Below are 21,667 nucleotides of genomic sequence, written 5' to 3'. Positions count from 1 at the left end.
TATGGCTGAAAATCAGACCACAGCGCCTCCAGAAGCTGAGCAGGAGGTCGATCCAACAGCTGGTCGCGTAACCCGCGTTCAGGGTTCCGTGATTGACGTTGAATTCCCGGTCGGCTATCTGCCGGATATTTACAATGCTCTCAAAGTCGATATCAACACCGTTGGAAACACCGAGGGAGATACCGTCCACGAGATTACGCTGGAAGTTGAGCAGCACCTTGGTGATTCGACTGTGCGTGCAGTTGCTTTAAAGCCTACTGACGGTTTGGTTCGTGGTGCTTTAGTGCGAGATACTGGCGGCCCAATCTCTGTACCTGTTGGTGATGTTACTAAGGGTCACGTGTTCGATGTTACAGGCAACATTTTGAATGCTAAGCCTGGCGAGCACATTGAAATAACTGAGCGTTGGCCAATTCACCGTAACCCACCTGCTTTTGATCAGCTTGAGTCTAAGACTCAGATGTTCGAAACTGGTATTAAGGTTATCGATTTGCTTACCCCTTACGTTCAGGGCGGTAAAATTGGTCTGTTCGGTGGTGCAGGCGTTGGTAAAACTGTGTTGATTCAGGAAATGATTCAGCGCGTTGCACAGAATCACGGTGGTGTGTCTGTGTTTGCTGGCGTTGGCGAACGTACCCGTGAAGGTAACGATTTGATTGGCGAAATGGCTGATGCTGGCGTTTTGGAGAAAACAGCGCTTGTCTTTGGTCAGATGGATGAGCCTCCTGGGACTCGTCTTCGCGTGCCTCTTACCGCTTTGACTATGGCTGAGTACTTCCGCGATGTGCAGAATCAGGATGTGTTGCTGTTCATCGATAACATATTCCGCTTTACTCAGGCTGGTTCTGAGGTTTCCACGCTGCTTGGTCGTATGCCTTCCGCAGTTGGTTACCAGCCAAACTTGGCAGATGAAATGGGTGCATTACAGGAGCGTATTACTTCTACGCGCGGCCATTCCATTACGTCACTTCAGGCTATTTACGTTCCTGCAGATGATTACACTGATCCTGCACCTGCAACAACCTTTACGCACTTGGATGCAACTACTGAGCTTTCGCGTGATATTGCAGCTAAGGGTATTTACCCAGCTGTGGATCCTTTGACTTCTACTTCTAGAATTTTGGATCCGCGTTACGTTGGTCAGGCTCATTATGATTGCGCGAACCGCGTTAAGGCTATTTTGCAGCGTAACAAGGAGCTTCAGGACATCATCGCTTTGATTGGTATCGATGAGCTTGGTGAGGAAGATAAGACTACTGTCAGCCGCGCTCGTAAGATTGAGCAGTTCCTTGGTCAGAACTTCTATGTGGCTGAAAAGTTCACTGGTCGTCCAGGTTCTTATGTGCCAGCAGACGAAACCATTGAGGCATTCACTCGCATTTGCGATGGTGTTTACGATGAGATTCCTGAGCAGGCATTCTCTGGTATCGGTGGCATTGATGATCTTGAGCGTCGTTGGCACGATATGCAGCAAGAGTTTGGTGCGTGATTATGTCGGAGAAGCAAGTAAAATCGCTGCACGTTAGTGTGGTGGCAGCCAGGCATCCTGTTTGGGAAGGTGACGCCAAGTTTGTGGTTATTCCTTCTGTGAATGGCGCAATGGGCGTGCTTCCTGGACATGAGGCTGTGCTTGCGTTGATTGATCACGGTTTTGTGAAGGTTGACGATTTGAAAGGCGTGCGTCACGTTTTTAAGGTGACGGATGGCTTCTACTCGGTTGACTCTGACAATATTACGATTGCTGTTGAGCATAGTTGTAACGTTGATAAAGACGGCAACGTGCTGCCTAACGCTAAGGTGATTTAAGGTTGCTTTTGTTGCTTATGTAAGTTTGTTGCTTTTGTAAGTTTATGAACTTGTGTAAGCAAGGTAATCTCTTCTAAGGCAGGAGTTTGGGATATTCTCAAGCTCCTGCCTTTTTGTTTTTATAGCGCGTTTGTAAAGAAAATAGATCTCAGAGGCGAAGTACTGTTACTAACTCAGCTAACGAACTGAGAAAGTAACGGTGATTGGCAAAACACTGTTAAAAACTCAGTTAGCCGACTGAGAAAGTAACGCTCACAAACGAAACGACGTGTTTGTTTCGAGCAGCCATTGCGCTATGTCTATTACGCGGATTCCTTCAATGTCGTAAGAATCGTGGCGAGTGTTTGCAAGCAGATTCGCACTTTCACTTTCAAAACTGTAAAATTTTTTCACTTTTGAAAGTGAGTGCCTATTTGCGTTCGTGTGCGAAGGCTCTTTCTTTTTGCTTAAGTTTTGCGAATCTTTACTTTTCAATATGCAAGATTGCAATTATCTTTACTTTTTATTGTTGTTATGTGCAAATAAGTAAAGATTTAGCTATAACATGGCGCTTATCTTTGGAATAATCTACGCCGAAACGAGCGGCGTTATGTTGCCGATGCTAGATTCGTCAAATCGCAGAATGTGCTGTAAGTAAAATGTGTTGTAATTGAATATGTTGTAATCAAAATGTATCGTGCATAGTAAAATAGTTAATAGTTGTTTTTGATTTGGGTGCGTGTGTTGGCAGGGAGAAGAAATGATTGATAAAGAAACGCAACGTAGGCGTCAAGAAAATTTGGGTCTTGCAATAGCTTCAGGCAAACTTGAAGGCAATTCGCCTTCAAAAGAGTTTCTTTATGACGCAAATCAATATGCTAATGGTCTTATAAGTAGCAATGAATTTGTTGCTAGAATGCGTTCTAGATATGGCGTGATGGATTAAGTTATTGGGTTGTGTGTCGTGGAAACAGTTTTTGACCCTTATCTTATTCCTCACACAAGGGTATTGAAGAACAAATCTAATATAAATAATCAGATTGAATTAGATAAATATGAGAACGATGCTGTTCTCACAAGATGTTCTATTTTGTACGAAAACTTGCCACATGCTGAAGGAACTGTTAAGCAATTGCAGTGGATTCATCATTATCTTTTTCAAGATGTTTACGATTGGGCTGGCCAGATTCGCACTATAGATATGACTAAAGGCGGCGGCGAACCGTTTCATCCGCTTGAATACATGGGCGTTGGGATTCGTTACTGTGAGCAAACGCTTAAAAATGATAATTTATTGCAAGGTTTATCTATTGACGAGTTTATTAGTAAGCTAAGTGTAAATTACAATAATTTTAATGTTTTACACCCATTTCGTGAGGGCAATGGTAGAACGCAACGCGTTTTTTGGGATATAGTTGCGCGAGATGCTGGATACCATTTCGATTGGGGATTAATAACGCAGCGTGTTAACGACGAAGCTTCAATCCAGGCTAAAGATGCTAACGATACGAAGCTTCTTGAGGATATGTTCCACATTATTACAAAGCCTTTGAATGTTGAGCTTTTAGCTCAGCAGCAGTTTGCGCATCTTGTTGAAGAAGAATACGAATACGCTCCGAATGTGGCTAGTATTTTGCAAGATAAGGATTACGCTGCGTATAAAACGCGTTACGGCATAGATTGAATTTAGCGTTTGAGTATTGCGAACGCCGAAACGAGTGGTGTGATGTTGCCAATGCTTCCGATGTTTCTATAGCGCGTTTTTGCCAAAATGTCGGTATAGACGAATGTTTTTTGTGTGCTATGCCTTCATTTTGCCAAAATGTAGGTATAGAATAGACTTTTATATTAGTTATGCAATCATTTTGTGATAAATGCGTTATTTGCGTATAAGCAAAATATCGCAAGCAAAATATTGCAAGACATCACTACAAAATCCTCAATAATGTAAACGCAATAATGTAAACGGAGTCGCATTATGGATTACAAAACAATACGCAAAATAGTTGCAATGTCTAAAAGTAATGCAAAACCTTGTGATATTGCGGAAGAAGAGTATTGCTTGCGCATTGATAATCCAGTGACGTATCGTTCTGGAATCGTATTTGATGCGCATGAGATTTTTGCAATGTGCGTAACGGATCTTGTGACGTATATGAATTATATTGCGAATACTGAAAAAGCGGTTGAAAAAGCGTGGAACGAGTTGCCGCGGTTTGCTCAGCGCGAGTATTTAATGCAACTTATTGCAAAAGAAGTGCAAAATACCAACATTATTGAAGGTGTTCACAGCACTAGAAAAGAGCTTTCCAAAGCACTTGATGCTGCAAACGAGCAGAATAATCATACGCGTTTTAGTGAATTTACTAAGCTTTTTCTCGAGCTTGCGGATTCAAATGAATGTGACACTTCGATTCCACAAACCTTGCAAGATATACGAAAAATCTACGACAGTATTATGCAGGGCGAATTAGAAGCAAATAATATTCCAGATGGCGAGATTTTTAGGAGTGGAAAAGTAAGTATTCGTGATGGTGCAAATAATGTAGTGCACGATGGCGATGCAACGGAAGCAGAAATTCAAGATCATTTAACACAGATGTTGAGTTTGATGAATAGCAGCGAAGTTCCAACGCTTATTAAGGCGTGCATGTGCCACTATGCTTTTGAGAGCGTGCACCCGTTTTACGATGGAAACGGTAGAACTGGGCGGTTTTTGCTTGCTTTGCAATTGCATGAGCATCTTTCGATGCCAACAATTTTGAGCTTAAGCTCTATAATTTATGCAGAAAAATCTGGATACTATGCTGTTTTTTCTAAAGCTCAGGAGCTGTTTAATTGCAATGATTTAACTATGTTTTGTTGCACAATGTTGGAATATATTGTAAAAGCACAGGGCGAAGTGTTTGAGAATATTAGTGTGCAATTAAAGCACATTATTTACTGTATGGGTAAGCTGCGTGAGCTTTTCTCAGAGGAAGAAATTTCTAAAGTGCAGCGTGAAGTTCTGTCTATTTTGTTGCAAAATAAGCTTTTTTCGTATAATCCAACTCCGATGACTCGCAAGCAATTAAGCGAATATGTTGGCAATGCAATTGCTGAGCAGGTTGGTGAGAGAAAGATTGTGAGTGCGCTTAACGGTTTGATTGAGCTTGGAATGGTTGATTCTATTGGCGAACGCCCTATTCGGTATGAGCTTTCTAAAAAAGCGAATGAAATGTTTGCGTGAGGCAAGCGATGTTTTTGTGTGAGGAAAGTGATGTTTGGGAATGTAATGGCGATTGAGCGCGCGCTTGGCACGGGGATTATTATCTCTAGCAGCGTGCCGATTTCGCAGCGCGTGCAGAATCGGATTCGCGATTTTATTGAAGAGTATGAATCGGTGCTTTCGCGCTTTCGTGCGGATTCGCTTGTTTCGCGCATGGCTTGTGCGGAGCATGGCGGCGAGTTTGAGTTTCCAACGTGGGCTCAGCCGCTTTTTGCGATCTATAGCGAGTTTTACGATGCCACGCACGGTGCTTTTGACGCTTGTATTGGTGCGGATCTGCTTGCGCTTGGCTACAACAATTCTGTGCAATTCGTTCCGGAGTCGGCAGCTAGCGCAGGCAAGAACGATAATAGCAGCAGCTACAGTTGCTCTAACTATCGCCGCGCTCTGCCAGTTAAGTGGGCAGATATTTCGCGAGATGACGGCGGCGCAACGCTTCACACAAATAAGCCAGTGCAGCTTGATTTTGGTGCAGCCGGTAAGGGCTATTTTGTAGATCTTGTAATGCAGATTATTAAAGAGGAGTTTAGTGACGATTCGACTGCGAATAATTATTTTCCTTCGGATTTTGATTTTTTGGTAAACGCAGGCGGAGATATGCGCGCTTGCTTTAGCAAAAAGAATAGTCAAATAAAAGTTGCGCTAGAAAATCCTTTTGACACAACGCAAGCGGTAGGTGTGGCATCAATCGCAAGCGGAGCGTTGTGTGCTTCGTCTGCTGCAAGAAGGCGCTGGAAAGTAAAAGATGCAAGTGGCTTTGAGTCTAATTTAATTGCGACTCACTTGATTAATGCGCTTGACGGCATTCCTGCTTGCGATTTATGCGCAAGTTGGGCGTATGTGCCTAGCAAAACTTGCGCTTTTCCAACTGCTTACGCGGATGCACTCGCAACTGCGTTGTTTGTTTCGCAAGAAAACGATTTGCAAAAAATCGTGCAAACTGTCGGCGCTGAGTTTGCTGTAATGCTGCCAAATTGTGCGCTCCGCAAAACGTGTACATTCCCTGCGCACTTTTTTGCCGAATAATCGCCTTATTGTTTAATGCATTGTTGCGTTATGCCTTGTGTAACTCAAAGCTTGCGCGCAGAAATCGAAGCTCGTAAAAAAGCGATGCGAATACTATCACTGCTGATTGTGTACGCTTACAGTAGAATATTAAAGAACGCTTATTTAATTATCGCGTAATATTGCGTAATTATTGCGTTTATTTAATTATGGCGCATACGCGTGCACAAATTGCACAAATTGCACAAATAGGGAGCAGCAAATGGACACTCGCAAAGAAGAAGAACGCGCGGAATTGCATCGCACGATTTGGAAGATTGCCGACGATTTGCGAGGTTCAGTTGATGGTTGGGACTTCAAAGCATACGTATTGTGCACAATGTTTTATCGCTATATTTCCGAGAATTTATGCGATTATATTAATAAAGATGAGCATGAATCTGAAGGCGGCGATCCAAACTTTGATTACGCAAAAATAAGCGATGAAGATGCCGAGCCTCTTCGCGGTGACATGATTAGTGAAAAAGGCTTCTTTATACTTCCTAGCGAGCTGTTTTGCAATGTGCTTAAGAACGCTCCTCAAGATAGCAATCTAAACGAAACATTAAGCCGCGTGTTCCGCAATATTGAAGCTTCTTCTCAAGGCACTGATTCGTCTGGCGATTTTAAGGGATTATTCTCCGATTACGATGTGAATAACATTAAGCTTGCAGATACTGTTGAAGGCCGCAATAAGCGTTTTGTTAAGTTATTACAAGTGATTAGTGAGATGAAGCTTGGCAGTGTAAACAACAATGTGATTGAGGCTTTTGGTGACGCTTACGAATATTTGATGGGCTTGTATGCGTCGAACGCTGGCAAGTCTGGCGGCGAATACTTTACGCCTGCAGAAGTCTCAATGCTGCTAACGCGCCTTGGAACAGTTGGAAAATCAAGCATTTCAGACGTATACGACCCAGCGTGCGGATCCGGGTCACTTCTGCTAAAAGCGAAAAAAGTGCTAGGCATTGAAAACATTAATGGCGGTTTTTATGGTCAAGAAAAGAATGTTACTAGCTACAACTTGTGCCGCATGAACATGTTTTTGCACGATGTGAATTTTAACAAGTTTGAGATTACGTGTGGTGATACTCTTATAAATCCGCAAATTGATGCTAATAAAAAGTTTGAGCTAGTGGTTTCTAATCCGCCTTATTCCACGAGTTGGGAGGGGGATTCTAATCCGCTTATGATTAACGATCCTCGTTTTGCTCCAGCTGGAGTTCTTGCTCCAAAAAGCAAGGCAGACATGGCGTTTGTGTTGCACTGCTTGGCACATCTGGCAGAAAACGGTGCTGCTGCAATTGTTTGCTTCCCAGGAATTATGTACCGTGGAGGAGCCGAGCAAAAAATTCGCCAATATTTAGTTGAGCATAATGCTGTTGATTGCGTGATTCAGCTTCCAAGTAACTTGTTCTTTGGCACTTCGATTGCTACGTGCATTATGGTTTTGCGTAAAAACAAGCGGAATGATACTTCTGTACTGTTTGTTGATGCGAGCCGAGAGTTTGTAAAGTCAACGAATAGCAACAAGCTTTCGGACGAGAATATTGAGCAAATTGTTAAGTGGTACACTTCTAGGCAAGATGTGGAGCATATTGCACACGTGGCATCTTTGGAAGAAGTTGAGTCAAATAAATACAATCTTTCCGTTTCTACATACGTTGAAGCGGAAGATACTCGCGAAAAGATTGATATTACGGAGCTTAACTCGCAATTGAAAACGATTTGCGCTCGCGAGCAAGAGTTACGCGAGCAAATCGAGAAGATTATAAGCGAGATTGAAGCTGGCGGTGTTAACTCTGATAATAGCGAGGTGGCTAAATGACTAGCAAACTTGAAGATTTAATCGCTGAGCTTTGCCCGAATGGTGTGGAGTATAAGGCACTAAGTGATGTGTCTGATATGAAGCGTGGTACGACTGTTACGAAGAAGAGCGTTAATCCTGGCGATATTCCTGTGATTTCTGGTGGTCGTGAACCTGCTTATTATTGCGATACTTCTAATCGTAGTGGCGAAACTATTACTGTTGCTGGCAGCGGTGCAGGTGCGGGATTTGTACAATACTGGGATAAACCTATTTTTGTTTGCGATGCTTTTTCTGTTAATGGTGTAAATGATTTAACATTAACTAAGTTTTTGTATTATGTTTTGCTTAGTAAGCAGGAAGTTATTTATGCTACGAAAAAAGGCGGCGGAGTACCGCATGTGCATATTTCAAGCATAAAAGATTTTGAAATCCCAGTCCCGCCGCTTGACGTGCAAGCGGAGATTGTGCGGATTTTAGATACGTTTACAGAGCTTACAGCAGAGCTTACAGCAGAGCTTACAGCTCGTAAAAAGCAATACGAGTACTATCGAGATACACTGCTTACATTTGACGACAATAATCCTCTACACTCGCTTATATCACGATACTGCCCGAATGGTGTGGAGTATAAGAAGATTGGCGATATTGCTACGCTTTCTCGTGGTAAAGTAATGTCGAAAAGCTTTATAAATGATAATTCAGGTGAGTATCCTGTTTACTCGTCTCAAACAGAAAATAATGGTCAATTTGGTGCGATTTCTACTTACATGTTTGACGGTAAGTATGTGACATGGACAACTGATGGTGCTAATGCTGGAACAGTGTTCTATCGTGACGGTAAATTCAGTGTGACAAATGTTTGTGGCGTTATTGATATATCAGATTGTCAAGTTGACACTAAGTATGTGTATTATGCGTTGACAATTCATGCGAAGAACTATGTAAGTTCGGGCATGGGTAATGCAAAACTCATGAGTAATGTTATGAGTAAAGTAACAATCCCCGTTCCGCCTCTTGAAGTGCAGCGCCAAATCGTACAAATTCTGGATCGTTTTGACGCACTTTGTAATGATTTAACTCAAGGATTGCCTGCAGAAATCGAAGCTCGACGCAAGCAATACGAGTACTACCGAAATCAACTTCTAACCTTCAAGCGTGCGTAATTAAAAATTCGAGTGTGAGTAGATAAGAAGGAAGCAAAATGAAAATCGTGTTAGAGAATCAAGATAGCACTGTAATGTCTACGTTTACGCCAAGCGCGCGCAACGATGGCAACTATCAAAGCGAAGCGCAACTCGAAGAAGAGTTCATTAACATTTTGCAATCCCAAGGCTACGAGTATGCTCACATTCACAACGAGAAAGATCTTATAGCAAATCTTCGAGTGCAAATCGAAAAGCTCAACGACTATCATTTTTCAGATGGCGAGTGGGAAAGATTTTTCAAAGAAAATATTGCAAACAGCACTGACGATATAGTTGATAAAACAGACACTATTCAGCGAGATAACGTTAAAATACTCAAAAAAGATAACGGCACAGATAAGAACATTACTATTATTGACAAAGAAAATATTCACAAGAATATTGTGCAAGTAATCAACCAGTATGCTGTTAACGCAAACGATAATGCAAGCGATAGCGCAAACAATAATGATGCAAATGGCCCTGCGCGTAGTAATCGTTACGATGTGACTGTTCTAGTAAACGGCTTGCCAATGGTCCACATTGAGTTAAAGCGCAGAGGTGTGCCTATTAGAGAAGCGTTCAATCAAATTAACCGTTATGCTCGCGACTCATTTTGGGCTGGAAGCGGACTATTTGGATACGTGCAAATTTTTGTAATCTCAAACGGCACTGAGACAAAGTATTACTCCAACTCAACTCGCAATAATGCTTACAGAGAGCAGAAAAGTAAAGGATCTAGCAAAAGCACAACAAGTAACAGTTTTGAATTTACAAACTATTGGTCCGATGCTCAAAACACTATAATCTCTGACTTATGCGATTTTGCTAGAACCTTCTTTGCAAAGCACGTAATTCTTAACATTCTTACAAAATATTGCGTTTTTAATGCAGAAGATTGCTTGATGGTAATGCGACCATACCAGATTACTGCAGCAGAAAACATAGTGAATCGCGTAAAATACATGTTTGCTAATGCGAGCAAAATGCCAGCATCAGAGCGACAAAAGGGTGGTTATGTTTGGCATACTACTGGATCTGGTAAAACGCTAACTAGCTTCAAAACATCGCAGCTAGTAAAAGCTTTGAAAGACGCAGAAGGCAATAATCTTGTTGACAAAGTTTTGTTTGTTGTAGACCGTAAAGATCTTGACTATCAAACAATGAGAGAATACGACAGGTTTGAAAAAGGAGCCGCAAATAGTAACACTTCAACATCTGTGCTTACAAAACAGCTAGAAGACAATACGGAAGAATGCAGGCTTATTATAACCACTATTCAAAAGCTTAGTAGATTTATAAGCAGCAACCCGAGTCATGAAATTTACAAAAAGCGCATAGTGTTTATTTTTGACGAATGTCACAGAAGCCAGTTTGGAGGCATGCACGCGGATATTGTAAAACACTTTAAAAATGCTCTGCTTTTTGGGTTTACTGGCACGCCAATTTTTGAAGCTAACGCTGCTGGCTCCGACGCTGCGCATATTTCTACAACCGAGCAAACCTTTGGACCGTGCTTGCACACGTACACAATCATTAACGCGATTAACGATAAAAACGTGTTGCCATTCCGCGTAGAATACGTTGCTACTGTAAAAACGTCGAGCGAGCTGGAAAAAGCAACCGACGAATTGGTTAAAGATATTAATCGATCAGATGTAATTAAGCACCCGGAGCGCGTGCATAATGTTGTTCAATACATTATTGAGCATTTTAGTCAAAAAACGTATAGAAATGAGAAAACTTACAAATACAAGCGCATTATTAACGTTAAAGAACTTGCTGCAGATAAGCATAATACTTTAGAGACTAAAAAATCTTCTGAAGCAGTTGACGTAAACGGATTTAATTCAATCTTTGCTGTTGCAGACATTCCTCTTGCAAAAGCGTATTACAACGAGTTCAAAAAGCAGCAGCAAAATCTGCCTCCAAGCGAACGCTTAAAAGTAGCAACTATTTTTAGCTATGCAGTAAACGAGGGTGAGTCAGATTCTTCGGCGTACGCCAACGGCATGGGTTCTCTTGGAGAAGAAAATTCCGAAAGCACGGCAAATCTAGACGCAAATTCGCAAGAATTCTTGGAAAGTGCAATAAAAGACTATAACGAAATGTTTAATACTGCGTATGATGCGTCAAATAACAAATTCCAAAACTATTACAAAGATGTTTCGCTTCGCATGAAAAATAAGGAAATTGACGTTTTGATTGTAGTCAACATGTTTCTAACTGGTTTTGATGCAACAACTTTGAACACGCTTTGGGTAGATAAAAATCTTCGCATGCATGGGCTTATTCAAGCGTTTTCGCGCACAAATCGAATCTTAAATTCCGTTAAAACATTCGGAAACATTGTGTGCTTTAGGGATTTGAGTTATAGAGTTGACGAAGCGGTAGCTCTTTTTGGAGATAAAGATGCGCAAGGTATTGTGCTTTGCCCTACGTTTGAGCAGATTTACAACGGTTATATTGATGCTAAAGGAATTGAGCGCTGTGGATACAGCGATTTAGTAAATGAGCTTATGGAAAAGTATCCGCTGCAAGGCTTCAACATTGTTGGAGAAGAGAATCAGAAAAAGTTTATATCGCTTTTTAGCAATATTTTGCGCTTGCGTAACATGCTGAAAGCTTTCGATCAATTTGAAGGCAACGAAATAATCAAAGAGCGCGATATGCAAGATTACTTGGGGCATTACCAAGATTTGCATGAAGAGTGGAAGCGCAAAGAGCAAAAAGGCGAGATTGCCGACATTACGGACGATGTTGTGTTTGAGATGGAGCTTGTGCGCCAAGTAGAAGTAAATATTGACTACATTTTGATGTTAGTAGAACAGTACCATAGCAAGCATTGTAAAGATAAAAATGTTCTTGCTTCTATTAGGGTGGCGGTTGACTCTAGCCCGCAGTTGCGTAGTAAAAAGAAGCTTATTGAAGGGTTTATTGCGCAGCTTAACGAAAATGAGCTTGATAAGCTTGCGGATTCTGGAGGTAACATTACTGTTTACGATTCGAACGGCAACAAGGTGAGTATTGTTGATTGCTGGAGCGAGTATGTTGAGCAAAAGTATAATCATGATTTGGCGCAACTCGTGCAAAGCGAAGGATTAAACGATGCTTTGACTCGCAAGTTTATGGAGAAATCTTTTAGCGCTGGCGAAGTAAGTGAGCTTGGTACAGACATTAATGATTTAATGCCTAGAATGAGCAGATTTGGCGCTGTGGCTAAGGTGCGCGCTGAGAAGAAAAGTCGCATTGTAGAGAGTATGAGAAACATGTTTGATGAGTTTGCTGGTCTTATTGGCTTTTCTCAATACGATTCGCAAAAAGATTGATAATTATCGTTATCAATATCATTTTGTAATATTTTCGTATTTTTTGCTCTGAACTATATCAATCTACATGATATGTCGATATTATGTACCTGTGGGGCCTTTGTAATGGCAAGTTTTAGTTGGGTGCGCTCAATTTGGGGTAGGGCGCGTAGATATGCAGGAAATGCGTTAACGCAAAAGGCGTAAAACGCGTGAGAAGTGCGGAATCGCAAGAAGACGCGGAAGAACGCGAGGAGATGTTATGCGCGCGTGTGTAAAAGTGCGCCGAATTATTCGTGACTCGGCTGCACTGATTCTGGCTGTGTGCATGTTGGTAGGTTGCATAGTGAGCTCGTTTGCTACAACTATTCCAGCTTTTGCAACAGATGCAGATCGTTCATATACTAGCTGGACAGAAGTTTCTAAAGCAATTAACAAAGAATTGCTACAAGGTCAATCAGAATACAATAGTGGCAATAATTCTGGAGCTGCAACTCGATTTGAAGCAGCATACAATTCCGTTTACGTTGCTTCTAACATGATTACGGTTGTGCGAGATGCAATCGGGCAGAATAAAGTTCAGGCACAAACTGATCAATTCCAGCAGCTGCAAACGCTTGTGTACCAGCAAAATCAAGGTTCACAAATAAGTGCTATTTCAACGGCTCTTGCAGCGGATGTTGCACAAACTGCATCTAGTCTCGATGCCAACTTAAAAGTGGATAAGCCAAATGTTTATGCACAAAAGTTGCGTGCGCAAATTAAAGCAGAGCGCAAAAAGCTAGATGCTGCAAAAAAGAAAAACCTTGGGCGCAATGGTCGTACGTGGGGTCAAGTTGCTCGAGAAATGAACGTTATTCTCGACAAATCGGTTGCAACCTACAAGTTTGCAAAAGGTAATAAAACTCAAGTAGCATCTGCAGTTGATTTAATTAACGAAGCCTATTACCAGTATTACGAAAAGCTTGGTTTCGAGAAGAACGTGATGAATGCAATAAGCGGAAGTCGCGTTTCGACTGTCGAGTATCAATTCAAAGAGTGCCGCCAAACAATGAACAACGGCGGAACTATTGAGCAAGCTAAAAAATTCGTGACGGATCTTAAATCTATGCTTATTGAAGACGCAGCAAAATTAGACAAAGGCGCATCTTCAAGCGCAAATCCATTTATGCAATTCATAACTAGCTCATTCGGTCAGGCTTTCGTAATTTTGCTTCGTGAAGGTTTGGAAGCGTTGCTAGTTGTTGCAGCAATTATTGCTTACCTTGTTAAATCCGGTCACAAGAATATGGTGAAGTATATTTACCTAGGTATTGCGGCTGGAATTGTGGCATCTCTTGCTGTAGCTGCACTATTCGGCTTGCTATTTAATGGCTCTGGTCCGCAGCAGGAGATTACAGAAGGCGTTGTTGCATTGTTCGCAATGCTTATGCTGCTGTACACGAGTAACTGGATGATTTCTAGATCTTCAGTGCAAGCATGGAATAAGTATATTAGTGAGCAAACAACGGCAGCAGTTTCTAAGGGAAGCTTGGTTTCTTTAGCGTTATTGAGTTTCCTTGCTGTGTTCCGCGAAGGCGCTGAAACTGTAATCTTCTATCAAGCAATCTTTGCAGTTTCAAACGGAGCTGACTCTATGATTTGGGGAGGCTTCATTTCCGCTGCTGCAGTTCTTGTAGTGATATTCTTGCTGATTCGTTTCGCATCTGTGCACATACCAATTCGCCCATTCTTTACTGGAACAAGTGCTCTTATGTCTGTTCTCGTAGTGATTTTTGCAGGCGGTGGTGTGCACGCGTTAATCGAGGGCGATGCTCTCGAAGGAATGTATATTCAAGGCTTGCCAACTAACGATTGGCTTGGGTTCTATCCGTATGTTGAGACGATTGTTGCTCAAATTGTGGCAGCAATTGTTGTGATTTCACTGCTTTGCGTATCTATTGCGCGAAGTCGTGTGAAACGCGCGGTAGAAAATAAATAAGCAAAACAACAAATAACCAACTAATAAATAATTAATAAACAACCAATAACAATAATTAAATAAAAATAACTAACAACAAACACAGAAGGTTAGATATGAAGAATAATAAAATGATGGCAATTGCAGCTTTGGCTCTTGCTGGACTGCTTGCGCTCGCTGGCTGCGGTTCTAATGGCAATTCCGCTAAAACTGGTGCTAAGTCACAAGCAACCGAGCAGAAGGCTGACGACAAGGCTGATGACAAGGGCGGCGATAAGGGCTTTGAGGAGGTTCCAGTTGGTCCTCACCAAGATCAGAACATTGGACCTCTTACCATTGGCGCTGTGTACTTCCAGCCAGTGGACATGGTTCCAGCTGGTATGGGCTTGAAGGCAAGCGAAGCAAGCTTCCACCTTGAAGCCGATATCCACGCTAACCAAAAAGGTACAAAGCTTGGCTACGGTAAGGGTGAGTTCATTCCAGATTTGACTGTGAATTATGAGATTGTCGATAAGGCAAGCGGCGAATCCGTTGGTAAGGGCACGTTTATGCAGATGAACGCTTCCGATGGTCCTCACTACGGTGCAAACGTTAAGCTTGACAAAGCTGGAAATTACAAGCTCGTGCTTTCTATTGAATCCCCAGAAAAGAAGGGTTGGATGCTTCACGTCGATCCTGCTACCGGCGTAACCGGTCGCTTCTGGACTGAGCCAATTAAGGCAACCTTCGACGATTGGAAGTACACTCCTCGTCAGTGGTAGTGATAGCTAGTTAATAATTAGCGATTAATTAATAATTTTAGTAAATAATAAGTAATAGCAAAGGAGGGAGTTATGCTCAGACTGTTTGTGGCAGTTATGCCTGGGCTGCTCCCTCTTGCGCTACTCACAATGGGATTAAGCACATCGCTTACTGTTGGCGAGGGGCGAGATAAGCCTCTGAGTGCACGTTGGAGATTGTATGGGCTGTCTGCAGGCACAGTCGCAGCTCTTATTTTTGCTATACTCCGCGCATCTGTGGTAATTAATCAGCGAAACTTTATTAATATGCCGGCGTTGTGTATTGCGGTTCCGCTTGATATTGCTGCAATTATTGTGGTTATTTTTTCACACAAAATAATAAAAAATTGGCGTAATTGCCCGCTTTTAATGCACATAAGTAACGCGATTGGTGCATGTTGCTTAGCGTTTACTGTGTTTTATGCTTTACCAGATGTTATTTTGCAACTTACTATTTTCGTAGATTCAAGCACTCCGCCTTTTACATCAGACATGTTACTTCGCGCGCTTGGTTTTGTGCTTGGCGTTATTGCTGCTATCTGCTTAAGTCTTATGGTGCGTTCTTTGCGCACTACGTCTAACGCTATTTGCTTCAAAATTGCTGTAGTTTTAAGCATGATTATTTTGCTAGTGCAGCACATAACTTCACTTTTGCAGATTATGCAAGGAAGCATTCTGCTTTATATGGATGACTTTTCTTTCAGCGTGCTTGTTTGGCTAATTAATAACGCTCCATTAATGATTATGGCGCAAATTAGCGTGTTCATGATTCCTGCTGCTGCGTCTGTAATAATCGGCTTTAAAACGGCTGTAGTTGGTGAAAATGCAGCAGAAATTCGCACGAAGCGAGCGTTTAAAAGGAAATCTCGAAAGTCTGCGCTCGCAGCTCTTTTGGCTGCTATCACAGTAATACTTACGCTTACTGTAGGCGTATCTATTATGAATATTAAACCAACTCTTACGCCTCCAGAACCGTATGAATTGCACGATGGTGTTGCAACTATTAATTACGTTCAAGTTTCAGATGGTCATTTGCATCGCTTCCAATACAAAGCAAAAGACGGCACTGTTATGCGCTTTATAATCATTAAAAAGAATGGTGGAGCGTATGGCGTTGGCTTGGATGCTTGCGAAAACTGTGGAGATGCAGGCTACTATGAAAAAGACGGTAAGATTATTTGCCGTAAGTGCGACGTAGCAATTAATTTGGCAACTATCGGTTTTAAAGGTGGTTGCAATCCGATTCCGTTCCCGTATAAGGCTGGACATGGCAAAATCACAATTCATACTGCTGATTTAGACGTGCTCAGTTCGCATTTTAAGTAAGGGAGAGTTGCTATGTTTATGATGCGCATGGTTGCTCGATCTCTTGTGCGGCAATTGAAAAAGCGTGTGTTAATTGCGCTCGTAGTGTGCTTAAGCGCGTGCGTTAGCGTGTCAATGCTTAGCGTTGTGTATGACGTTGGAGACAAAATTAACGCAGAGCTGAGTTCATATGGTTCAAATATTGTGGTTCAGCCAAAATCTAGCGCTGTTGTAAATGATTTGTATGCTTCTCGAGAGCAGATTGATACTAATGGTTCTGAGAGTTTAAAGGCTGCGGAAAGCCACGAGTCTACTGCTTCGCTAAAAGAATCTGATGCTGCAAAAATAAAAATGATTTTCTGGGCGTTTAATATCACTAATTTTGCGCCGAAAATAATTGTTCATGCAAATCTTGAAGCGAAATCTTCTGGCGATTTGGTAGTGCCTATTATTGGAACTTGGTTTAATCGTAAGCTTGCGCTCGCTTCCGGGGAAACAACAGTTGTTGGTGTTAGAGGTTTGCGCTCTTGGTGGAAGATTAATGCAGGTCGTTGGGCAAAAGATAATAAATCTGAAGCAATGGTAGGTGCGCAGCTAGCTGAGCGTTTGCACTTAAAACTTGGCCAGCGTTTGCGTTTGATTCGTGACGGACGCGAGGTTTCGTTGCGCTTGGTTGGCGTATACGATTCTGGCGACGACGACAATAACGCAATCTACGCAGGTTCTAGCGATGCTCAAGGCCTTGCAAATAAGCCGAATAAGGTTGATTCGATTGAAGTAAAGGCGCTTACTACTCCTGAAAATGATTTAGCGCGAAAGGCTGCTAAAAATCCGGCAGCGCTAAGCCAGGAAGAGTGGGAAACTTGGTATTGCACGGCTTACCCGAGTTCGATTACTTACCAAATTGAGGAGGTAATTCCTGGAGCTGTTGCAAAGCAGGTTCGTCAAGTTGCGGCGTTGCAGGGTAACGTATTAAATAAGACGCGTGCTGTTATGGTTTTGATGACTGCGTTGAGTTTAATTGCTGCTGCTGTTGCTGTGGCGAATCTTATGGCTGCTTCAATTTCTGAGCGTTCTGGCGAGCTTGCATTGCTTAAGGCTTTGGGTGCACGTGATGGTGCTGTTGCTCGTCTTATGCTTATGGAAACTGCGGTTATTGCGTTTGGTGGAGCGTTACTCGGCATGGCTTTGGGATTTGCGGTGGCGCAGATTATTGGTTTCACAGTGTTTGGCTCTTCGATTTTGTTCCGACCAATGGTATTTGTTCTGGTGTTCGTGCTGCTTGCGTTGACTGTGCTTGCGGCTGCAGGCTCTTCGATTCGTTCGATTTTGAGTGTGCGTCCTGCGGAGGTGCTTCATGGCAGGTAAATCTTATATGACTTCCAACAATTCTATGTTTATTACCATGCTATTTAGCGCGGTATTTCGTAGAAAATCGCGTGCTTTGATGGCTGTTATTGCAACGCTTGTTGGTGCTGCTACGCTGTTTTGTTTAGCTGCAATCTGCCTGGTTGTGCCTCAGCAAATGAGCGATGAAATGCGTGCTTATGGAGCGAATATTATCGTAACTCCAATTGAGGGCGAGTGGAAAAACGGTATTGATCGCGCGATGGTTTTGCACACAAACGATATGGTTCTTGCAAAAGGTGCTATGCGATCTGCTACATATCGTTACGAAAACGTGCGTATTAACGCAGCTCCGTATGTTTTAGCAGGAATAGACGTTCGTTCAGTAAAGTCGCTTAATAAGCATTGGAATGTAGACGGCTCTTGGCCTAGCAGTGGAAATGTTATGGTTGGGCGAGATGTAGCTCTTGCGATGGGCTTAAAAATAGGTTCTCGAATTGCGATTGCGTATAGATCTTCGGATAATACTGCCGGCTCGCATAAGCCAGCAGAGAAGTCTGCAAATAAGTCTGCAAATAAGTCTGCAAGTGAATCTGCAAATAAGTCTACAAATCAGTCTGTAGAGAAGCCAGCAGAGAATCAAGCGCAAAATTCTGCTGCAAATTCTTCAGATCAGTCTGCGCAAAAATCTTCTCAACAAAAGCTTGTTGAAGGCAGAGTCTCAACGGATATTATGGATACTCACGGCACAACTTTCCGCGTTTGCGGCATTTTGGATACGGGCGGTGCTGAAGATTCTATGCTTTACGCTCTTAATGCGGATGTGAATACTCTTACGGGAGTTAAGCGCGGAGCAGACGTGATTGCTTACTCGTCTTCTGCGCCTAGCGTCGATGCGGTTGTTAGAAGTATTAACGACATGACTTCTATGCGCGTGCGCGCTCAGCAAGTTACTAAAGTTACTGCTGCTGACACTGGTATTATCACTATGCTTCGCAGCCTGTTCTGCATTGTATCGCTAGTTGTTCTAGTATTGATGATGGTTGGCGTGAGCACTACGATTTCTTCGATTGTGCAGCAGCGTCGAAATGAAATTGGTTTGCGCAAAGCTTTGGGTGCGAGCGCACGGAGTATTGGCGTGGAGTTTACTGCTGAAGCTGGAGTATATGGCTTCGTTGGCGGTATTGCTGGTACTGCGGTAGGGTATGTGTTTGCGCGCTTGCTTGCTGCAATGGTGTTCTCGAGAGATTTGGGCGTGAATTGGTGGCTAGTCGTGTTCTCTATTGTATTTAGCGTTGCTGCGTCTTGCGTTGCTGCATTGCCGCCTGTTTTGCGTGCTTCAAAGATCGACCCTGCGATTGTGCTTCGAGAAGAATAGCTTTTAGAGTGATTTTAGAGTGATTAGTTAAGGATTTAATATGACAGAGAATATAGAAAATAAGTTAGATAGCGCGGAGTCTAAGCCAAAAATGCTGTTGACGTTGGATCATATTTCCAAGATTTACGGATCTCTTCGAGCTGTTGACGATTTGTCGCTCACTGTGCCAGAAGGCGAGTGGCTTTCTATTGTTGGCTCCAGTGGTTCTGGCAAAACAACGTTAATGAACATTATTGGCTGCATGGATTCACCATCTAAAGGTTCCGTGTCTTTGCAAGGTCGCAAACTTGAGGATTTGAATGCCGGTCAACTCGCTGACGTTCGTAAAAACGTAATCGGTTTAGTTTTTCAAAAGTTTTATCTTGTTCCGCATTTAACAGCTGTTGAAAATGTGATGGTTGCGCAATACTATCATTCTGTTGTTGACGAAGCTCAAGCAATGGACGCTTTGGATCGCGTGGGCTTGAAGGATCGCGCTCACCATCTGCCAAGCCAGCTTTCTGGCGGCGAGCAGCAGCGTGTTTGCGTTGCTCGTGCACTTATCAACTGCCCTAAGTTGCTTCTTGCGGATGAGCCGACTGGTAATTTGGATGAAAAAAATGAGCAGATTGTGCTCGACTTGTTTAAGCAGCTGCACAATCAAGGTACGACGATTATTGTTGTAACTCACGATTCTTTGGTTGCTCAATGTGCAGATCGAGAAATTATGCTCAACCACGGTGTGCTTGTTGGTGAGCGTTGGAATAACGAGGATGCTCGCAAAGCGTATGAGGCGATTGGTGGCAAGCCTGCGTTTACGAGTGCTCACCTTGATGAAAGTGTTGTGGAAGCTTTGCAAGACCATGAGCCTACTAAGTCGCCTAAATTAGCGAATTTAGATGATTAGTTGCGTGGGTTTTAAAATATACAAGATTTGAAGGCGATGATTTTATGGTTTCAGATAATATGTTTCACGATGTTTCACGCGACGATTTGAAATCCAAAAAAGTTGCAAAAACTGTTGCTACGCTTGCAATTGTAGCTGCATCGTCTGCTATGTTGTCTGCTTGCGGTGAGCCGAGTGCTGTACCAATGAACGATGAGTTCGCTGGTAATTCTGGTCAAAGCGCGGATGATGGCGGTAATCCTTCTGGAAAGTACGATGCTGGTGCTCAGCAATCTAAATCTTCTGCGCAAAGTGAGGATTCTCAGAACCAGCAGAATCAGCCTAAAACAGACACTGGCAATTACAAAGATGGCGACTATAAAGTCAAAGCTACGTATGGTCCGGTTGCAGAAGACAGTTTCGATGTGCGCTTAAGCGTTGCAAATGGGAATGTTAGCGATGTGCAAATGACGCCTCATCCGTTTACGCCGATTTCAAGAGGCCATATGGATGCATTCTCAAAGGCTATTCCAGGAAAAATCGTTGGAAAGCCGTTGAAAGATTTGCATATTTCAGTTGTTGCTGGAGCAAGTTGGACTAGCGATGCCTTCAACAAAGCACTTGACGTTGCTCGCCAAGAGGCTTCAATCGCATCCGCAAAATAATCTACAACCACCTTAATCTTTGACTTCAAGAATAGTGCCTTCGTCGCGAATCATTGTTGCTGCCATGGCTCCGGTTGCTGCCATAAATGGAATAATAGCATCACTGTATTCGTCCATGAACTGTGCAAAATCATGATTCCAAGAAATAATTGCAACATACAAAAGAAGGAACTCAACTGCTGTAAATAATGCCCACTTAAGAATCCAAATAAGCGTTTTTTTAATAACTTTTATAGAGTTCTTGCTCATGAGTTGCCTTCTTTCCAATTTGCTGTTTTGTTTGTGAGCATTGTAGCTAATTCATGTACATTGCTTCTCGTTCGTATGTATTTTGTATTTCTAGTATAAATATTGCAATTCTTTGCAGCAATATGATGTACTCAAAACTTAATACTCAACGTAATGGTAGATTGCCAATAAGTCTTAAATCTTTACAAATCGCTTTCATCAATAGGGTGACCTTGTGGACGCTTTATTACTCGCCACAAAATCACCAATGTTAAGACGCCATTTGCAATTCCGTAGTAATAAATCCAAGGAACGTGAATAAGCCCACAAATAAAGCATGAAATAATATTTGTTAAATTATTTAGATAATTGCTAAGTATTTGCTTATTTTGTGATTCGACTTTTTTGCGTTTTTGCTCAAGAGTTGTTATGTAATCTTTGTTGTTTCCTATATTCTCAACATCACTACTTATGCTGTTAGCGCCTGCGCCGTTAAGATTAGATATATTATTTTCTATATACGCATTTTTTGCTTTAATAACGCTTTTGCGCAAGAAAAAATATGCATAAGAATACAATGCAACAGAAAGAAGTCCTAAAACAAGCCACAAAACGAAAAAGCCAAAGCTACGCATAAAAGCAGCTGTTGAGGCAAGTGCCATCGCAGCTACTTCTGCGGAGTGCAATACTACTAATCGTTTTGTCATATAATCCTGCTGCAATCATTATTGAAACTGCATT

At 42.3% G+C, this 21,667-nt stretch carries 18 protein-coding genes; 16 read left to right on the top strand and 2 right to left on the bottom strand.

The annotated features are described in order from the left end of the window. Nucleotide 1 precedes the first annotated feature (1 nt). The 16 genes from atpD (at nt 2) to HXT40_RS06750 (ending at nt 20,698) form a co-directional block, all read left to right on the top strand. A complete protein-coding gene (gene atpD, locus HXT40_RS06825; protein WP_012913756.1) occupies nt 2–1,489 on the top strand; it encodes a F0F1 ATP synthase subunit beta in 1,488 nt (495 codons plus the stop codon). A gap of 2 nt (nt 1,490–1,491) precedes the next feature. Then, on the top strand, nt 1,492–1,806 hold the full coding sequence (locus tag HXT40_RS06820; RefSeq protein ID WP_033888552.1) for a F0F1 ATP synthase subunit epsilon: 315 nt from the start codon (nt 1,492–1,494) through the stop codon (nt 1,804–1,806). A gap of 739 nt (nt 1,807–2,545) precedes the next feature. After that, nucleotides 2,546–2,731: an antitoxin VbhA family protein gene (locus HXT40_RS06815; protein ID WP_012913757.1), complete on the top strand. Its 186-nt coding sequence runs from the start codon at nt 2,546–2,548 to the stop codon at nt 2,729–2,731. Nucleotides 2,732–2,749: 18 nt separating this feature from the next. Beyond that, entirely contained in the window at nt 2,750–3,469 is a 720-nt protein-coding gene (locus HXT40_RS06810) for a Fic/DOC family protein (protein ID WP_012913758.1), read from the top strand. Nucleotides 3,470–3,763: 294 nt separating this feature from the next. Beyond that, entirely contained in the window at nt 3,764–5,014 is a 1,251-nt protein-coding gene (locus tag HXT40_RS06805; RefSeq protein ID WP_416090920.1) for a Fic family protein, read from the top strand. 45 nt (nt 5,015–5,059) lie between these two features. Continuing rightward, nucleotides 5,060–6,079, top strand: a complete 1,020-nt coding sequence (locus HXT40_RS06800; RefSeq protein WP_410310429.1) for an FAD:protein FMN transferase — start codon at nt 5,060–5,062, stop codon at nt 6,077–6,079. Between the two features lie 241 nt (nt 6,080–6,320). Beyond that, a complete protein-coding gene (locus tag HXT40_RS06795) occupies nt 6,321–7,925 on the top strand; it encodes a type I restriction-modification system subunit M (protein WP_421777242.1) in 1,605 nt (534 codons plus the stop codon). Beyond that, nucleotides 7,922–9,070 (top strand): restriction endonuclease subunit S, encoded by a 1,149-nt coding sequence (locus tag HXT40_RS06790; RefSeq protein ID WP_410310250.1) that lies wholly within the window; start codon nt 7,922–7,924, stop codon nt 9,068–9,070. The genes HXT40_RS06795 and HXT40_RS06790 overlap by 4 nt, the downstream gene beginning before the upstream one ends. A 38-nt stretch (nt 9,071–9,108) precedes the next feature. Then, nucleotides 9,109–12,420: a type I restriction endonuclease subunit R gene (locus HXT40_RS06785; protein WP_421777241.1), complete on the top strand. Its 3,312-nt coding sequence runs from the start codon at nt 9,109–9,111 to the stop codon at nt 12,418–12,420. A 241-nt stretch (nt 12,421–12,661) separates the two neighbouring features. Next, nucleotides 12,662–14,380 (top strand): FTR1 family iron permease, encoded by a 1,719-nt coding sequence (locus HXT40_RS06780; protein ID WP_421777240.1) that lies wholly within the window; start codon nt 12,662–12,664, stop codon nt 14,378–14,380. Between the two features lie 95 nt (nt 14,381–14,475). Continuing rightward, complete coding sequence (locus HXT40_RS06775) at nt 14,476–15,120, top strand: iron transporter (RefSeq protein ID WP_004109905.1); 645 nt, start codon at nt 14,476–14,478, stop codon at nt 15,118–15,120. Between the two features lie 72 nt (nt 15,121–15,192). After that, nucleotides 15,193–16,464: a DUF2318 domain-containing protein gene (locus HXT40_RS06770; protein WP_102155495.1), complete on the top strand. Its 1,272-nt coding sequence runs from the start codon at nt 15,193–15,195 to the stop codon at nt 16,462–16,464. A gap of 12 nt (nt 16,465–16,476) precedes the next feature. Next, nucleotides 16,477–17,811, top strand: a complete 1,335-nt coding sequence (locus HXT40_RS06765) for an ABC transporter permease (protein WP_004109900.1) — start codon at nt 16,477–16,479, stop codon at nt 17,809–17,811. Beyond that, a complete protein-coding gene (locus HXT40_RS06760) occupies nt 17,801–19,168 on the top strand; it encodes an ABC transporter permease (RefSeq protein WP_410310247.1) in 1,368 nt (455 codons plus the stop codon). The genes HXT40_RS06765 and HXT40_RS06760 overlap by 11 nt, the downstream gene beginning before the upstream one ends. A 40-nt stretch (nt 19,169–19,208) precedes the next feature. Beyond that, entirely contained in the window at nt 19,209–20,054 is an 846-nt protein-coding gene (locus HXT40_RS06755) for an ABC transporter ATP-binding protein (protein WP_103013772.1), read from the top strand. Nucleotides 20,055–20,098: 44 nt separating this feature from the next. Continuing rightward, a complete protein-coding gene (locus tag HXT40_RS06750; protein ID WP_103013773.1) occupies nt 20,099–20,698 on the top strand; it encodes an FMN-binding protein in 600 nt (199 codons plus the stop codon). Nucleotides 20,699–20,710: 12 nt separating this feature from the next. Here HXT40_RS06750 and HXT40_RS06745 read toward each other — a convergent pair whose 3' ends face one another. Then, the gene (locus HXT40_RS06745; protein ID WP_162861111.1) at nt 20,711–20,947 is read right to left on the bottom strand and encodes a hypothetical protein; all 237 of its coding nucleotides are present in this window, start codon (nt 20,945–20,947) and stop codon (nt 20,711–20,713) included. Nucleotides 20,948–21,129: 182 nt separating this feature from the next. Further along, nucleotides 21,130–21,633, bottom strand: coding sequence for a hypothetical protein (locus HXT40_RS06740; RefSeq protein ID WP_103013775.1), 504 nt, complete (start codon nt 21,631–21,633; stop codon nt 21,130–21,132). Nucleotides 21,634–21,667 lie beyond the last annotated feature (34 nt).

It is taken from the genome of Gardnerella sp. DNF01180P (assembly GCF_049244205.1).
Taxonomy (GTDB): Bacteria; Actinomycetota; Actinomycetes; order Actinomycetales; family Bifidobacteriaceae; genus Bifidobacterium; species Bifidobacterium swidsinskii.
The sequence above is the reverse complement of the archived record's forward strand: the minus strand, read 5'-3'. Positions and strand labels throughout refer to the sequence as shown.

Bases quoted from the DNA above. Each gene is read 5' to 3' on its own strand.
- atpD (WP_012913756.1), top strand. From the start codon at position 2: ATGGCTGAAAATCAGACCACAGCGCCTCCAGAAGCTGAGCAGGAGGTC.
- HXT40_RS06820 (WP_033888552.1), top strand. From the start codon at position 1,492: ATGTCGGAGAAGCAAGTAAAATCGCTGCACGTTAGTGTGGTGGCAGCC.
- HXT40_RS06815 (WP_012913757.1), top strand. From the start codon at position 2,546: ATGATTGATAAAGAAACGCAACGTAGGCGTCAAGAAAATTTGGGTCTT.
- HXT40_RS06805 (WP_416090920.1), top strand. From the start codon at position 3,764: ATGGATTACAAAACAATACGCAAAATAGTTGCAATGTCTAAAAGTAAT.
- HXT40_RS06800 (WP_410310429.1), top strand. From the start codon at position 5,060: ATGGCGATTGAGCGCGCGCTTGGCACGGGGATTATTATCTCTAGCAGC.
- HXT40_RS06795 (WP_421777242.1), top strand. From the start codon at position 6,321: ATGGACACTCGCAAAGAAGAAGAACGCGCGGAATTGCATCGCACGATT.
- HXT40_RS06790 (WP_410310250.1), top strand. From the start codon at position 7,922: ATGACTAGCAAACTTGAAGATTTAATCGCTGAGCTTTGCCCGAATGGT.
- HXT40_RS06785 (WP_421777241.1), top strand. From the start codon at position 9,109: ATGAAAATCGTGTTAGAGAATCAAGATAGCACTGTAATGTCTACGTTT.
- HXT40_RS06780 (WP_421777240.1), top strand. From the start codon at position 12,662: ATGCGCGCGTGTGTAAAAGTGCGCCGAATTATTCGTGACTCGGCTGCA.
- HXT40_RS06775 (WP_004109905.1), top strand. From the start codon at position 14,476: ATGAAGAATAATAAAATGATGGCAATTGCAGCTTTGGCTCTTGCTGGA.
- HXT40_RS06770 (WP_102155495.1), top strand. From the start codon at position 15,193: ATGCTCAGACTGTTTGTGGCAGTTATGCCTGGGCTGCTCCCTCTTGCG.
- HXT40_RS06765 (WP_004109900.1), top strand. From the start codon at position 16,477: ATGTTTATGATGCGCATGGTTGCTCGATCTCTTGTGCGGCAATTGAAA.
- HXT40_RS06760 (WP_410310247.1), top strand. From the start codon at position 17,801: ATGGCAGGTAAATCTTATATGACTTCCAACAATTCTATGTTTATTACC.
- HXT40_RS06755 (WP_103013772.1), top strand. From the start codon at position 19,209: ATGACAGAGAATATAGAAAATAAGTTAGATAGCGCGGAGTCTAAGCCA.
- HXT40_RS06750 (WP_103013773.1), top strand. From the start codon at position 20,099: ATGGTTTCAGATAATATGTTTCACGATGTTTCACGCGACGATTTGAAA.
- HXT40_RS06745 (WP_162861111.1), bottom strand. From the start codon at position 20,947: ATGAGCAAGAACTCTATAAAAGTTATTAAAAAAACGCTTATTTGGATT.
- HXT40_RS06740 (WP_103013775.1), bottom strand. From the start codon at position 21,633: ATGACAAAACGATTAGTAGTATTGCACTCCGCAGAAGTAGCTGCGATG.